This window comes from Streptomyces sp. NPDC048639 (genome assembly GCF_043199075.1).
GTDB lineage: Bacteria > Actinomycetota > Actinomycetes > Streptomycetales > Streptomycetaceae > Streptomyces.
The window spans coordinates 326,415-340,939 of record NZ_JBICVP010000004.1 but is presented as its reverse complement, the minus strand read 5'-3'; the positions used below and the strand labels follow the sequence as shown (position 1 = coordinate 340,939).

Here is a 14,525-nt window from a genome sequence, read left to right as displayed (position 1 = left end):
CATGGGCGTCACCCGCACACCCATCGACCTCACCCAGGGCAGCCGGACCAAGGGCGGCATCGGCGAGTCCACGATGCGCCCGGACGGCACCCTGAAGGTGACGGGCGAGTTCGCGTACGCCTCGGACCTGTGGCACGAGGACATGCTGTGGGGCTACACCCTCCGCAGCCCGCACGCCCACGCCGAGATCGTCTCGATCGACACCTCGCAGGCACTGGCCCAGGCCGGGGTCCACGCCGTGCTGACCTACGACGACCTCCCGACCGACACCAAGCACTACGGCCTGGAGATCCAGGACACCCCGGTGCTCGCCCACGGCCGGGTCCGCCACCACGGTGAGCCGGTGGCCCTCGTCGCCGCCGACCACCCGGAGACCGCGCGCCGCGCCGCCGCGAAGATCAGGGTCGAGTACGCCGAACTGCCCGTCGTCACCGACGAGGCGAGCGCGACCGCCGACGGCGCGCCGCTGCTGCACCCGGGCCGTGACGACCACCACGCGGGGCACGTACCGCACCCCAACATCGTCCACCGGCAGCCGATCGTCCGCGGCGACGTGGAGGCGGCCCGCGCCCGCGCCGATGTCATCGTCTCGGGCGAGTACGAAGTGGGCATGCAGGACCAGGCGTTCCTCGGCCCGGAGTCCGGGCTCGCCGTGCCCGCCGAGGACGGCGGCGTCGACCTCTACATCGCCACCCAGTGGCTGCACGCCGATCTCCGCCAGATCGCGCCCGTCCTCGGACTGCCCGAGGAGAAGGTGCGGATGACGCTGTCGGGCGTCGGCGGCGCGTTCGGCGGCCGCGAGGATCTGTCGATGCAGATCCACGCCTGCCTGCTGGCGCTGCGCACCGGCAAGCCCGTCAAGATCGTCTACAACCGGTTCGAGTCCTTCTTCGGCCATGTCCACCGCCACCCGGCCAAGCTCCGGTACGAGCACGGGGCCACCCGGGACGGCCGGATCACGCACATGACGTGCCGGATCGTCCTCGACGGCGGCGCGTACGCCTCGTCCTCCCCCGCGGTCGTCGGCAACGCCTCCTCGCTCGCCGCCGGCCCTTACGTCATCGACCACACCGAGATCGAGGCGATCGCGCTCTACACCAACAACCCGCCCTGCGGCGCGATGCGCGGCTTCGGCGCGGTCCAGGCGTGCTTCGCGTACGAGGCGCAGATGGACAAGGTGGCGGCCGAACTCGGCATGGATCCGGTGGAGTTCCGGCAGATCAACGCCATGTCGCAGGGCGCGATCATGCCGACGGGCCAGGAGGTCGACTCCCCCGCCCCGGTGGCCGAACTGCTGCGCCGCGTCAAGGCGATGCCGATGCCGCCGGAGAAGCAGTGGGAGACCGCGGGCGAGGGCGCGGACATCCGCGCTCTGCCGGGCGGGCTGTCCAACACCACCCACGGCGAGGGTGTCGTCCGCGGCGTCGGCTACGCGGTCGGCATCAAGAACGTCGGTTTCTCCGAGGGGTTCGACGACTACTCGACGGCTCGCGTCCGCCTGGAGGTCGTGGGCGGCGAACCGGTCGCCGTCGTGCACACCGCGATGGCGGAGGTCGGCCAGGGCGGCGTGACCGTGCACGCACAGATCGCCCGTACCGAACTCGGCGTCACCCAGGTGACGATCAGCCCGGCCGACACCCGGGTCGGTTCGGCAGGCTCCACCTCCGCCTCCCGCCAGACGTACGTCACCGGCGGCGCCATCAAGCACACGTGCGAGGCCGTGCGCGAGCGCGTGCTGGAGATGGGCCGGCGGAAGCTGGGCACCTACCATCCGGCGTGGGCCACCGCCGAACTCCTGCTGGAGGGCGGCAAGGTCGTCACCGACGGCGGCGAGGTGCTGGCCGGGCTGGCGGACGTGCTCGAGGACGAGTCGGTCGACATCGAACTGGAATGGCGCCACCGCCCGACCGAGGCGCTCGACCTGCACACCGGACAGGGCCAGGGCCACGTCCAGTACTCCTTCGCCGCGCACCGTGCCGTCGTCGAGGTCGACACCGAACTGGGCCTGGTCAAGGTCATCGAGCTGGCGTGCGCCCAGGACGTCGGCAAGGCGCTCAACCCGCTGTCCGTGATCGGCCAGATCCAGGGCGGTACGACACAGGGCCTGGGTCTCGCGGTCATGGAGGAGATCGTCGTCGACCCGGCCACCGCGAAGGTCCGCAACCCCTCCTTCACCGACTACCTGATCCCCACCATCCTCGATACGCCGGTCATCCCCGTCGACGTGCTCGAACTGGCCGACGAGCACGCGCCGTACGGCCTGCGCGGTGTCGGCGAGGCGCCGACGCTGTCCTCCACCCCGGCCGTGGTCGCCGCCGTACGCCAGGCGACCGGGCTCGCCCTCAACCGCGTACCGGTGCGCCCCGAGCACATCACCGGCACGTGAACCGACTCCGGGTGGGTGCGGACCGGCCTCCCCGTCCCGTACCCGCCCGGAAGCCCCCCACCGCGGTACCGCACCGCTCGCGGTGCCGCACACGCAGGACCGCACCGTTCGCGGTGCCGGATACGTACCGCACCGCTCGCGGTACCCCGTTCGTCTCGGGCCGTTCCCCCGGGTCGTGCAGCCAACTCAACATCCCAAATCCCGCGGACGACCCCCCGCGGGTGCCCCTGTGAACCTTGGGAGTAGGCATCATGACCCAGTCGTCAGTACAGCCGAGGACCTCGGCGGAGGAGGCGGGCTCCGGCTCGCGTCCGCCCGCCGGCCGGTCCTGGCTCGACCGGTACTTCCACATTTCCGACAGAGGATCGACCCTCGCTCGGGAGGTGCGCGGCGGCATCACCACCTTCATGGCGATGGCGTACATCCTCCTGCTCAACCCCTTGCTGCTCGGCGGTGAGGACGTCTCGGGCAACACCCTCAGCCGTACCGGTCTCATCACGGCCACCGCATTCGCCGCCGCCCTGACGACCCTGGTCATGGGCCTTGTCGGCAAGGTCCCGCTGGCGCTGGCCGCCGGGCTCAGCGTCTCCGGCGTCATCGCCTCGCAGGTCGCCCCCAACATGACGTGGCCGCAGGCCATGGGCATGTGCGTGATGTACGGCGTCGTCATCATGCTTCTGGTGGTCACCGGGCTCCGCGAACTCATCATGAACGCGATCCCGTTGGCGCTGAAGCACGCCATCACCATCGGCATCGGCCTGTTCATCGCCCTCATCGGGCTGGTGAAGGCGGGCTTCGTGCACATGAACAACGCCTCGGCGCCGCTCACGCTCGGCACCGGCGGCGAACTGACCGGCTGGCCCGTCCTGATCTTCTGCGTCACGTTGCTGCTCATCTTCATGCTGCAGGCACGGAACGTCCCGGGCGCGATCCTCATCGGCATCGTCATCGGCACGGTGATAGCCGTCGTCGTCAATGCCGTCGGCAACCTGGACCCGAAGACCTGGGGCGGGGCCCCGCCGGAGCTCGACGGCGCGGCCGTCTCCAGCCCCGACTTCTCCCTCTTCGGGCATGTGGAGTTCGGCGGCTGGGACGAGATCGGCGCGATGACCGTCGGCATGATCGTCTTCACGCTCGTCCTTGCCGGGTTCTTCGACGCGATGGCCACCATCATCGGGGTCGGCACGGAAGCGAAGCTGGCCGACTCCAAGGGCCGGATGCCGGGGCTGAGCAAGGCGCTGTTCATCGACGGTGCCGGCGGCGCGGTCGGCGGTGCCGCGGGCGCCTCCGGGCAGACCGTGTTCATCGAGTCGGCGACCGGCGTCGGCGAGGGCGCCCGTACGGGTCTCTCCAGCGTGGTCACCGGCCTGTTCTTCGCGGCCTGCCTGTTCTTCAGCCCGCTGACCCAGATCGTGCCCGGCCAGGTCGCGGCCGCCGCACTGGTCGTCATCGGCGCGATGATGATGCAGAACGCCCGGCATGTGGACTGGGGCGACCGGTCCATCGCCATCCCGGTCTTTCTGACCGTGACGCTGATGCCGTTCACGTACTCCATCACCGCCGGTGTCGGCGCGGGCGTCATCGCCTACACCGCCATCAAGGCGGCGCAGGGCAAGTGGCGCGAGCCGGGCGCCTTCATGTGGGTGCTCACCGGCATCTTCCTGGCCTACTTCGCCCTCGACCCGATCGAGCATCTGCTGGGCGTCAAGTAGCCCTGGTGCTCCCCCTGCTGACCCAGCCCCCCACTACCCGCCCCCGAAGGAGAAGGTGATCGCCGTGCTGGACATCGCCGACGAGCTGCACCGGTGGTGCGAGCAGGGCCGTGACTTCGCCGTGGCCACCGTGGTGGCCACCAGCGGCAGCGCGCCCCGGCAGCCCGGTGCCGCTCTCGCGGTCGACGGTGACGGCACGGCGATCGGCTCCGTCTCCGGAGGGTGTGTGGAGGGCGCGGTCTACGCGTTGTGCCAAGAGGCGCTCGAGACGGGCGAGTCCGTGCTCGAGCGCTTCGGCTACGCCGACGACGACGCCTTCGCCGTGGGCCTGACCTGCGGCGGCGTCATCGACATCCTCATCACCCCGGTGCGCTCGGGCCGTTCGCCCGCGGAAGCCGCGGCACGCGAGACACTCGCGGCCGCGCTGTCCGAGGCCGCCGGCGGGCGGGCCGCGGCCCTCGCGCGCATCGTCGATGGGCCCACCGAACTGACCGGCCGTGCCCTGCTCGTACGGCCCGACGGCTCCTACGACGGCTCGTTCGGCGGCCATCCGGAGCTGGACCGTACGGCGGCGGGCGAGGCGGGCGCGCTGCTCGACGCGGGCCGTACGGAAGCGGTGGAGATCGGCTCCGACGGCAGCCGCTGCGGCCAACCGGTCGTGCTGCTCGTGGAGTCCAGTGTCCCGCCGCCGCGGATGATCGTCTTCGGTGCCATCGACTTCGCCGCGGCTCTGGTCCGGGTCGGCAAGTTCCTCGGCCACCACGTCACGGTCTGCGACGCGCGCCCCGTCTTCGCGACCGCCGCGCGCTTCCCGGAGGCGGACGAGATCGTCGTGGACTGGCCGCACCGCTACCTCGAATCCCAGGAGCTGGACGGCCGTACGGTGCTGTGCGTCCTCACCCACGACGCCAAGTTCGACGTTCCGCTGCTGGAGCGCGCACTGAAGCTCCCGGTCGCCTACGTGGGCGCCATGGGTTCCCGCCGCACCCACCTCGACCGGCTGGAGCGCCTGCGCGAGGCCGGAGTCACCGAAATCGAACTGGCCCGCCTCCGCTCGCCGATCGGACTCGACCTGGGGGCCCGTACGCCCGAGGAGACCGCGCTGTCGATCGCCGCGGAGATCGTCGCGGACCGCCGGGGCGGCACCGGCGTCCCGCTGACGGGCGCCCATACCCCGATCCACCACGGCGGCGCGGTCCCGGCGGGCCGCATCGGATCGGTGGCCTGAACGCGCCTGTGGGGTACGCCTGGTGGCGGGGTACGTCTGGGTGACCGGATACGTGAGGCGACCCGGTACGTCGGGTGACTGGGTATGTCCGGTGACTGGGTACGTCTGGTGACAGTCCCTCAGCCGGGTGCCCTCGATGGGCGGTTCTCCTCTGCGATGGCGTCGTGGCGGGCGCCAGACCCGTCACGCGCCGCTCACCGCCGCCTGGCGCGCGAAAGACGGAGAAGCCGCGCGGCGCGCGCCCCTCGGCCCGCCGGACACCGTCCGTCATCTCGCGTTGAGGCCGTCCGGAGCCTCGGTGAGGAGACAGGTCACCCGCCGGAGGACATCCTCCGGAACGCCCCGTGACGCCGCCGCGGTCGCGAACGCCTCGATGCCGACCGGCACATACCGAACCTCACGGCCCGGGCCCGCGGCCCGCGCGACCTCGGCCGTCGTCTCCCCGAACGTCAGCAGCCGCGGGCCCGTTTCACCTCGCGGACCCGGCCCGCATGGCCGTCGTCGGCCGTGCCGCTACGACGATGTCCGCGAGAGGCGTTGACGGTGGGCCGGGAGGGACGTACGACTCGTGTGCGCGTGGCGTCAGGCACCGAGCGCGAGTCTGAACAGCGCGGTCACCACGACACCGGCCAGAACCGCCACGAGGATGCCGGCCCGGCACAACCGAGCCCCCACAGCCGCCGCGAGACCGGCGACAAGGGTCAGGTCCAGGTCCTTCCACCCCGGACCGGTCACGGCGACGACGACGAGACCGGCGAGCAGTGCGGGCGCCAGGAGGGCGATCACCGCCTGTGCGGGGGCGGGGAGTCGACGGTCCCCGAGCACGGCGGGGCCGAGGGCCTTGAAGGCGAAGCTCACAGCGGCCGCACCCAGGATTGCCCATGACAGGGTGTTCACGGATGCCTCCTCTCCTCACTCGCCCCCTGCGCGGGCGGGGCCACGGCGTCGGGATCGGATGCCGAGTCGGGATCGCTTACGGGGCCGGAGTCGGGGCGGGGCGACGCGGTCGGCGGTACGGGGGCCCGCCGGTCTCCGCGGTCCTCCGGTTCTCCGCGCGCGTCCGGCTCTTCGCGCGCGTCCGGCTCTTCGCGTACCTCGCCCGCATCGTGTCCGCGACGGCGGCGGCTCACCAGCCCGAGGAACGCCCCCGTCGTGGAGCCCAGGAGTGCGATGCCCGCCGGAACGGCGAGTACGAGACCCGCCGAGACGGCTCCGCCGAGCCCGGCCGCCAGACGCGCCCTGGGCGAGGAGCGGACCTCCTCCAGGAGCAGCATCAGGAAGAACGCAGGGAAGACGACGTCCAGCCCGAAGGCGTCGACGAGCGCCGGTGACGGGGCGAGCACGACGCCGAGCGCCGTCCCGGCGACCCACGCGGGCGCCTGAATCGCCGTGGCGCCGAAGAGCTTCCTTCGGTCGAACCTGCCGCCGCCACGGTGTGCCGCCACCCATGACGCGTCGATGACGGTCTGACCCTCCAGTGCCCTGCGCGCCCGGCCGCCGCGCAGATCGCCGGCGACCGCGACGCCCATGGGGATGAAACGGGCGTTGATCAGTGCCGCCGCGGTCACGGCCGTGACCGCGCCCGCTCCGCCCGCCAGGGCTGTGAGCAGGGCGAACTGTGCCGACCCGGAGACCACGAGCACAGAACAGACGATCGGGGCGAGGGTGCCCCAGCCGTGTGCCACGGCCTCCGTGCCGAAGGTGACGCCGAGCACGAAGGTCGCCGCGCCCAGACCGACGCCGACACGCAGACCCGCGCGGAAGCCCTGCCGGGGGCCCTCCTGCGAGTGCTCGGCACCCGCACCAGCACCGTTACCGGCTCCGTCGTCCGGGTGCGCGCCCGCCGCGGTGTTGCGTTCCATAGCGACGAGCCTAACAACCAAAATCGGATTATGCTCGTTAGAGATGAGGGCGAGGGCAGAGGCAGGAGGAAGGGGACCCATGCGCGAGCGAGAGGCCGTGAGCGCCGCGGAGGACGCGAAGATCACGAAGCCTGCGAAGACCGCGGGAGTCTGGGACGACCGGGCGCGGCCCATGATCGGCGGGCACCCGGCGGTGGACCTGGTGAACACCGTGTCCTGGCGCCTGGTCCCCGAGCGCCGCACCGACCACCTCGGCGACGCCCCTGCCCTCGTCTCCTGGGTGGAGGCCACCGGCCTGGCGGACCCGGAGGACGCCCGCGTCCTGCGGGCGTCGGTCGCGGCCGACCCGGAGGACGCCGAGACCGCGCTGCGGGGGGTGCGCCGGATGCGGGAGGTCGTACACGGACTGCTGGACGCCGCCGCGCACGACCGCGAACCCGCGACCGCCGACGTACGCGCCTTCCACCGACTGTCTCTGGATGCCCGCCGGCGCAGCGCGTGGGCGCCCACGCTGCCGCTCTCCTGGACGGACCCACCCCGTACGGTCGATGGGCTGTGCCACCGACTCACGCTGCTTGCCGAGGAGTTGCTCACCGGCGCACAGGTGCGCGATGTCCGTCTCTGTGAAGGCCCGGGCTGCGGCTGGCTGTTCCTCGACCGCACCCGCAGCCACACGCGACGCTGGTGCAGTTCGGGCGATTGCGGAAACCGCGACCGCGCCCGACGCCACTACGCCCGTACGAAGCGCTCCTCACCCGCCGCGTCCGACGCATCGCCACGGAAGCAGCCGCACAGCACCGACTGAGCGCTCTCGCAAGGGAGTTGAGGCCGCGCGAGTACGGACCGCCGGGCGGCGACGCCTTCGGGCGAACGGAGCGACGGCAGCCGGATGTGCGGAATTGCGGGTCGGACGCGGGGAGTTGCGGTCGGGACCGAGGAGTCGCGCTCAGGCGGAGCGGCGCGCGCCGGAGATGTGTTCGCGCACGAGCTGCTCGACGACCGCCAGGTCCTGGGCGGCGAGTGCGTCGAGGAGAACCGCATGCTCGGCCGCGTCCGCGATCAGGTCCGCCGAGCGCACGAGGCCGCCGCAGTCGAGGGGCCCCTGGGCCCGCCGGTGCAGATCGTCGCCGAGCAGGGCGAGTTGGCGGTTTCCGGTGAGGGAGAGCAAAGCGTGGTGGAAGGCACGGTCGGACTCCGCGTAGCCCACGCGGTCCCCGCGGGCAGCGGCGGCGACGGTGTCGGCGGCGAGGGGCCGCAGTTCATTCCACCGCTCGGGCGGCAGGGTGCGGGAGAGTTCGAGCATGGCCGGGAGCTCGATCAGCTCCCGTATCTCCGCCAGTTCGGCAAGGTCGCGGGTCGTACGGCGGGCCACCCGGAAACCGCGGTTGGGGACGACCTCGACGGCGCCCTCGCAAGCGAGTTGCTGCATCGCCTCGCGCACCGGGGTCGCGGAGACGCCGAAGCGCTCGGCGAGTGCGGGCGCCGAGTACACCTCGCCCGCCGTCAGTTCGCCGCAGACCAGCGCGTTGCGCAGTGCGTCGAGGATCTGGCCGCGTACGGAGTGGCGCTGCGGAAGCCTCCGCGGCGCGTGGGGCTCGCCCTTCGCCGCTCGGACGGGGCGGGAGGACCGGGGCGCGCGAGCCGGGGCCGGTACCTGCCCGCGAGCCGGGGCCGGTACCTGCGGTGAGCGGTGACCGGGTGCACCCGGGACGTCACCGCCGGAGCGATCAGGAGCACGCGCCCCGGGCGTGACGAAGGCCCCCGCCGGACCGGCCGGAACGGCTGGTCCGGTCGCGTCGACGGATCCCGCCGCATCGGCCGGTCCGGCGACGCCCGAGGGCAGCGGCCCGCGAGGCGTGCCGCCCGATGCCGCAGCAGTCTCCCGCCCCCCGGACGGATCAGCGCCCCGTGGCGGGTTTGGGGGGACCCCTGCGTCCTGCGGCCGGGGGCCCTCGGGCTCTGCGCCGCCCTCACGCGCGGTGGCAGCTCCCGGCCGCCCATCGTGGCCCTCGACGGTGCGCTGTGGCGTCACGCGGGCACGGGCACCGGCGGCCATTGCATCCCCGTAGGTTCCGTGAGTTCCGTAGGCCCCATGAGTACCGGCTGCCCCATGAACCTCGGGCGCCCCCTCGGTCCCGGCCGACGCTGCAGTCTCAGACGCTGAAGTCTCAGGGGACTGTGCGGGAGTCGCGGGAGTCTCGGGGGACGTCGCGGGCGAGGGCACGGCGGCAGGCAGGCGCGGCCCCGCTGCCCGTGCGCTGCCCTGATCCATTGATCGCCCTCCGTGAAATGCCCCCCAGAACCATAGGGGCCCCGACCCGCAGTTCAAACATCGATACCATCCGGTAAGGTAAGGCTTACCTGCTAACGATCGCGAGATTCGGTGGTCCGCGCATGTCCGTCGCTCCGGCCGTCCCGGCCCTTGCCTCGTCGCCCGTCGCCGCGGCCTACGCCCGGCTGGCCGAGGTGTTCCCCGGGCTGGGCGTGACCGAGGAGGCGCCGCGCCACGGCGACGGCTGGGTCGCGGCCACCGAGCTGGCCGAGGGCGGCCCGGCACTCGACGCGTTCCTGGCCTGGGACGACACCCAAGTCCTGCGGGACTACGGCCAGCAGGCCCGCCCGGACGTCATCGCCAGCTTCGGGCTGCACCGTTACGCCTGGCCCGCCTGCCTGCTCATCACCGTCCCCTGGTTCCTGCTGCGCCGTGTGCCACGGATCCCTGTCGGCCAGGTGTCCTTCCAGCGGACGCTCGGCCGGATGACCCTGCGCGTACGGGAGTTCGCCTGCCTGCCCGACGACCCGATGGCCGCGCTGCCGAACGCGCGGACCGTACCGGACGAGGAGGCACTGCGGGCCGAGGTTCGCGAGGCGGTTGCCGAGCATCTCGGCCCCGTTCTCGACGGGTTCAGGCCGCGGATGCGCCGCGGCCCGCGCGCGCTGTGGGGCATGGCGACGGACGAGATCGTCGAGGGCCTCTGGTACGTCGGCCATCTGCTCGGCGAAGAGCGGCGCGCGATGGCCGAGTTGGAGCGCCTGCTGCCCGGCAGCACCACCCCGTACGTCGGCAGCTCGGCCTTCCGCGAGCTGACCGGGCCCAAGGGCGAGGTGCTGCCCACCCGCGACCGGGCGAGCTGCTGCCTCTTCTACACGCTGCGCCCCGAGGACACCTGCGTGACCTGCCCCCGGACCTGCGATGCGGAGCGCATCGCACGCCTCACCGCAAGCTGATCACGACTGAACCACCCGTCCGGGTGAGACGCCCCGAACGCAACTCCCGTACTGCGTACGGGAGTTCGAGCTTTCCGGCCCTATTCGAATGCCGTGCGCCGCTCTTGGGCCGAAACCCCTTGGGGCAAGGCCCGTTTCCGCCAAGATGACGCCGTCGAGTGCCGCGTCCGTACTCGGCCCACGGCAACAGCGTGACGGAAGCGAGTGCAAGGACCGAGATGAGACTTACGGATTCGTCGCTGAACTGGCTCATCCCGCTCCTGGTGCTGCTCGCCGGCACGATGGTCGCGGCGGTCGTCATCACCCGCGGCCGGCGCGACGGGAAGGACGCCCGGCCCGCGGACTCCTGGGAGCGCAGCGAGGAGCGGCGGCGGCGCAAGGAGACCGTCTACGGCTCCGCGGCCTACGTGCTGCTGTTCTGCTGCGCCGCCGTAGCCGCCGCCCTCTCCTTCCACGGCCTCGTCGGCTTCGGGCGCCAGAACCTCAACCTCTCCGGAGGCTGGGAGTACTTGGTGCCCTTCGGCCTCGACGGTGCCGCGATGTTCTGCTCCGTCCTCGCCGTCCGCGAGGCCAGCCACGGCGACGCCGCACTCGGATCCCGCCTGCTCGTCTGGACGTTCGCGGGTGCGGCGGCCTGGTTCAACTGGGTGCACGCACCGCGCGGACTCGACCACGCGGGCGCCCCGCAGTTCTTCGCCGGGATGTCCCTGTCCGCCGCGGTCCTCTTCGACCGGGCGCTCAAGCAGACCCGCAGGGCCGCGCTGCGCGAACAGGGTCTCGTACCACGGCCGTTGCCGCAGATCCGTGTCGTCCGCTGGCTGCGTGCCCCTCGCGAGACCTTCGCCGCCTGGTCGCTGATGCTGCTCGAGGGCGTACGGAGCCTGGACGAGGCGGTCGACGAAGTGCGCGAGGACCGGCGTCAGCAGGAACAGCACCGTCTGCACAGGCGCGACCAGGAGAAGCGGGAGCGGGCGCAGCTCCGCGCCCTCAGCCGGCAGCACGGGCTGTGGGGCCGCCGCGGTGGGCGGCAGGTCGTCGACGCCCCGGGCCTCCCACCCGCCGCGTCCCGGGCGGAGACGCCCATGGTGGAGCCGGGCCCGGTGGCCGTACGGCCGGTGCTCCGCGCCGCGTCGGCGGACGGCGGCGAGAGCAGTCCGTCGGACGGCAGTAGACAGGACCGGCCCGTGACCGTCGACCTCACCGCGGAGGACGACACCCTGACGATTCCCCGGCTCGACTCCCTCGAGCGGAAACTCAAGGACCTCGAGCAGCAATTCGGCTGAGCCGACGGACGGACGCGTACGGGCAGGTTCGCACGAAGGGTGCGGACGACCCGTACGCCCCCGGAGCATGAGGCCGCGACGCCGTGACGCCGTGACGCCGGACCGGAAGGCCTCGAAGACCGAGGCCCTGGGCCCCAACTCACGTGACCCACATGGCTCGTACGGCCGGAACGGTCGGTCAGACCGGTTCGCCGGCCAGCTCGAACCACACGACCTTCCCCGCCCCCATCGGCCGCACACCCCAGGCGTCCGCCAGCGTCTGGACGAGCATCATCCCCCGGCCGCCCGTCCCCTCACCGTCCGGTCTCCGGACGACGGGCCTTCGGTCGGCAAAGTCCCTGACCTCGACCCTCAGCCGGTCCTCGTCCGGTGACGCGGTGACCAAGCCCGCCGGCGTGTGGCCCGCGACCAGCGTCGCCGTCACCTCCGCCCCGCGACCCGTGTGGATCAGTGCATTGGTCACGAGCTCGCTGATGAGCAGCTCGGCGACATCGGCCTGTTCCTCCTTCCCCCACGACTGCTGCCTCAGCAGCTCCCTCAGCGACTCGCGCACCTCGGCGACCGCCGCCAGGTCCGCCCTCCGCAGGCGCTTGTTCAGTACGGAATCTCCGCGCTGCCCCGCCATCTCCCCCGCCCCGTAAGCCGTATCGGTCCGATCTGGTGCGAACTGGCTCCTGCTCATGCATGCCCAGGGGTACGCACGGCAAAGCCCGGCACCGCCGGGAGAACGGTGCCGGGCCTCAGGGGAGGACGGTCGCTGCGGTCACCCGCTGCACAACAGTCGACAATCGGAACATCCCGCGCACGCCCCGCGGGCATACCGGGTGCCCGGCCCTTCCACCCGTACGGCCGAGCCCGGACCGCGTACGGGCTTGTCGGCCCGGTGACGTCCCTTCCGTCGCCTCCGTAATGACGCCCGCCCGTCACCGGCGCAGTGACGCCCGCCCGTCACCTCCGTAGTGACGCCCGCCCGTCACCTCCGTAGTGACGCGCGTCGTCACCTCCGTAGTGACGCACGTCCGTCAGCGCCGCAGTGACGCCCGTCCGTCACCCGTACGAATCAGCCTCACGGACGCGGGACGTTCCGCAGGTTGGAGCGGGCCATCTGCACCATCCGGCCCACCCCGCCGTCCAGCACGATCCTGCTCGCGGAGAGCGCGAAGCCGGTCACCATCTCCGCGCTGATCTTGGGCGGGATCGACAGCGCGTTGGGGTCGGTCACGATGTCCACCAGTGCCGGGCCCTTGTGCTTGAAGGCGTCCCGCAGCGCACTGCGCACCTGCTTCGGCTTCTCCACACGCACCCCGTAGGCACCCGCCGCCGTCGCGATCGCGGCGAAGTCCGGATTCCGGTTGCCGGTGCCGTACGACGGGAGGCCGGAGACCATCATCTCCAGCTCCACCATGCCCAGCGATGAGTTGTTGAAGAGCACGACCTTCACCGGCAGCTCGTACTGCACCAGGGTCAGGAACTCGCCCATGAGCATGGCGAAACCGCCGTCCCCGGACATCGCCACCACCTGCCGCTTCCGGTCGAGGAACTGCGCCCCGATCGCCTGCGGCAGCGCGTTCGCCATCGAACCGTGGGTGAACGAACCGATCACGCGGCGACGGCCGTTGGGGGTGAGATAGCGCGCCGCCCAGACGTTGTTCATGCCGGTGTCGACGGTGAAGACCGCGTCCGCGGCAGCCTCCTCGTCCAGCACGGAGGCCACGTACTCCGGGTGGATCGGCGTGTGCTTCTCGACATTGCGGGTGTACGCCTTGACGACCCCTTCGAGGGCGTCGGCGTGCTTCTTGAGCATCTTGTCGAGGAACCGCCGGTCCTTCTTGACCCGGACCTTGGGGGTGAGGCAGCGAAGCGTCTCGGCGACGTCGCCCCACACCGCGAGGTCGAGCTTGGAGCGCCGGCCGAGGTGCTCGGGCCGCACGTCGACCTGCACGATCTTGACGTCGTCCGGCAGGAACGCGCCGTACGGGAAGTCGGTGCCCAGCAGCATCAACAGATCGCACTCGTGGGTCGCCTCGTAGGCGGCGCCGTACCCGAGCAGGCCGCTCATCCCGACGTCGTACGGGTTGTCGTACTGGATCCACTCCTTGCCGCGCAGGGCATGGCCCACCGGGGCCTTCACCCGTTCCGCGAACGCCATGACCTCGTTGTGCGCGCCCGCCGTGCCACTGCCGCAGAACAGCGTGACCCGGTCGGCCCGGTCCACCATCCGGACGAGTTCCTCGATCTCGGCGTCACCGGGCCGCACGGTCGGGCGGGACGTCACGATCGCATGTTCCTCGGCCCGCTCCGGAGCGGGTTGCGAGGCGACGTCGCCGGGCAGTGCGACGACGCTGACACCGCTGCGGCCCACCGCGTGCTGCACGGCCGTCTGCATCACCCGCGGCATCTGCCGGGGGCTGGAGATCAGCTCGCAGTAGTGGCTGCACTCCTGGAACACCTGGTCCGGATGGGTCTCCTGAAAGTAGCCGGAACCGATCTCGCTGCTGGGGATGTGCGAGGCGAGGGCGAGGACGGGAGCCATCGAACGCTGCGCGTCGTACAGGCCGTTGATGAGGTGCAGATTGCCCGGTCCGCAGGACCCGGCGCATGCCGCGAGCCTGCCGGTGAGCTGTGCCTCCGCCCCTGCGGCGAAGGCCGCGCACTCCTCGTGGCGGACCTGGATCCAGTCGATGGCGGAGTTGCGGCGGATGGCGTCCACGATGGGGTTGAGGCTGTCGCCGACGACTCCGTAGAGCCGCCGCACACCGGCCCGTACGAGAATGTCGACGAACTGCTCCGCCACGCTCTGCTTGGCCATGGGTTCCTTCTCCGGGG

Annotated in this window: 11 protein-coding genes; 6 read left to right on the top strand and 5 right to left on the bottom strand. The window is 71.8% G+C overall.

Annotated elements, in window-relative coordinates; all coding sequences use genetic code 11:
* Position 1 precedes the first annotated feature (1 nt).
* The 3 genes from pucD to ACGFNH_RS13255 all read left to right on the top strand — a co-directional run bounded on the left by pucD (position 2) and on the right by ACGFNH_RS13255 (position 5,326).
* Complete coding sequence (pucD, locus tag ACGFNH_RS13265) at positions 2-2,386, top strand: xanthine dehydrogenase subunit D (RefSeq protein WP_393653191.1); 2,385 nt, start codon at positions 2-4, stop codon at positions 2,384-2,386.
* Positions 2,387-2,637: 251 nt separating this feature from the next.
* Entirely contained in the window at positions 2,638-4,098 is a 1,461-nt protein-coding gene (locus tag ACGFNH_RS13260) for an NCS2 family permease (RefSeq protein ID WP_393653190.1), read from the top strand.
* 64 nt (positions 4,099-4,162) lie between these two features.
* Entirely contained in the window at positions 4,163-5,326 is a 1,164-nt protein-coding gene (locus tag ACGFNH_RS13255) for an XdhC family protein (protein ID WP_393653560.1), read from the top strand.
* A gap of 582 nt (positions 5,327-5,908) precedes the next feature.
* Here ACGFNH_RS13255 and ACGFNH_RS13250 read toward each other — a convergent pair.
* Both ACGFNH_RS13250 and ACGFNH_RS13245 read right to left on the bottom strand, forming a co-directional pair.
* Entirely contained in the window at positions 5,909-6,223 is a 315-nt protein-coding gene (locus ACGFNH_RS13250) for an AzlD domain-containing protein (protein ID WP_393653189.1), read from the bottom strand.
* Positions 6,220-7,188 carry an AzlC family ABC transporter permease gene (locus tag ACGFNH_RS13245; protein ID WP_393653188.1) on the bottom strand — a complete coding sequence of 323 codons (969 nt, stop codon included), beginning with the start codon at positions 7,186-7,188 and terminating at the stop codon, positions 6,220-6,222. Before ACGFNH_RS13245 ends, ACGFNH_RS13250 begins: the two co-directional genes overlap by 4 nt.
* 79 nt (positions 7,189-7,267) lie before the next feature.
* On the opposite strand from ACGFNH_RS13245, the gene ACGFNH_RS13240 reads away from it, so the two are divergent.
* Complete coding sequence (locus ACGFNH_RS13240) at positions 7,268-7,993, top strand: CGNR zinc finger domain-containing protein (protein ID WP_393653187.1); 726 nt, start codon at positions 7,268-7,270, stop codon at positions 7,991-7,993.
* A gap of 141 nt (positions 7,994-8,134) precedes the next feature.
* Here ACGFNH_RS13240 and ACGFNH_RS13235 read toward each other — a convergent pair whose 3' ends face one another.
* A complete protein-coding gene (locus tag ACGFNH_RS13235; protein ID WP_393653559.1) occupies positions 8,135-9,031 on the bottom strand; it encodes an FCD domain-containing protein in 897 nt (298 codons plus the stop codon).
* Positions 9,032-9,582: 551 nt separating this feature from the next.
* Here ACGFNH_RS13235 and ACGFNH_RS13230 point away from each other — a divergent pair.
* The gene (locus ACGFNH_RS13230) at positions 9,583-10,416 is read left to right on the top strand and encodes a (2Fe-2S)-binding protein (protein WP_393653186.1); all 834 of its coding nucleotides are present in this window, start codon (positions 9,583-9,585) and stop codon (positions 10,414-10,416) included.
* 218 nt (positions 10,417-10,634) lie between these two features.
* Positions 10,635-11,699 (top strand): DUF2637 domain-containing protein, encoded by a 1,065-nt coding sequence (locus ACGFNH_RS13225; RefSeq protein ID WP_393653185.1) that lies wholly within the window; start codon positions 10,635-10,637, stop codon positions 11,697-11,699.
* A 178-nt stretch (positions 11,700-11,877) separates the two neighbouring features.
* On the opposite strand, the gene ACGFNH_RS13220 is transcribed toward ACGFNH_RS13225, so the two are convergent.
* The gene (locus ACGFNH_RS13220) at positions 11,878-12,381 is read right to left on the bottom strand and encodes an ATP-binding protein (protein ID WP_393653184.1); all 504 of its coding nucleotides are present in this window, start codon (positions 12,379-12,381) and stop codon (positions 11,878-11,880) included.
* A gap of 384 nt (positions 12,382-12,765) precedes the next feature.
* The gene (locus ACGFNH_RS13215; protein WP_393653183.1) at positions 12,766-14,508 is read right to left on the bottom strand and encodes a pyruvate dehydrogenase; all 1,743 of its coding nucleotides are present in this window, start codon (positions 14,506-14,508) and stop codon (positions 12,766-12,768) included.
* Between the last annotated feature and the right edge of the window lie 17 nt (positions 14,509-14,525).

What these genes read in the sequence shown, in the direction of transcription:
- ACGFNH_RS13220 (WP_393653184.1), bottom strand. Translation starts at nt 12,381, where the DNA reads ATGAGCAGGAGCCAGTTCGCACCAGATCGGACCGATACGGCTTACGGG.
- pucD (WP_393653191.1), top strand. Translation starts at nt 2, where the DNA reads ATGGGCGTCACCCGCACACCCATCGACCTCACCCAGGGCAGCCGGACC.
- ACGFNH_RS13260 (WP_393653190.1), top strand. Translation starts at nt 2,638, where the DNA reads ATGACCCAGTCGTCAGTACAGCCGAGGACCTCGGCGGAGGAGGCGGGC.
- ACGFNH_RS13245 (WP_393653188.1), bottom strand. Translation starts at nt 7,188, where the DNA reads ATGGAACGCAACACCGCGGCGGGCGCGCACCCGGACGACGGAGCCGGT.
- ACGFNH_RS13215 (WP_393653183.1), bottom strand. Translation starts at nt 14,508, where the DNA reads ATGGCCAAGCAGAGCGTGGCGGAGCAGTTCGTCGACATTCTCGTACGG.
- ACGFNH_RS13240 (WP_393653187.1), top strand. Translation starts at nt 7,268, where the DNA reads ATGCGCGAGCGAGAGGCCGTGAGCGCCGCGGAGGACGCGAAGATCACG.
- ACGFNH_RS13225 (WP_393653185.1), top strand. Translation starts at nt 10,635, where the DNA reads ATGAGACTTACGGATTCGTCGCTGAACTGGCTCATCCCGCTCCTGGTG.
- ACGFNH_RS13230 (WP_393653186.1), top strand. Translation starts at nt 9,583, where the DNA reads ATGTCCGTCGCTCCGGCCGTCCCGGCCCTTGCCTCGTCGCCCGTCGCC.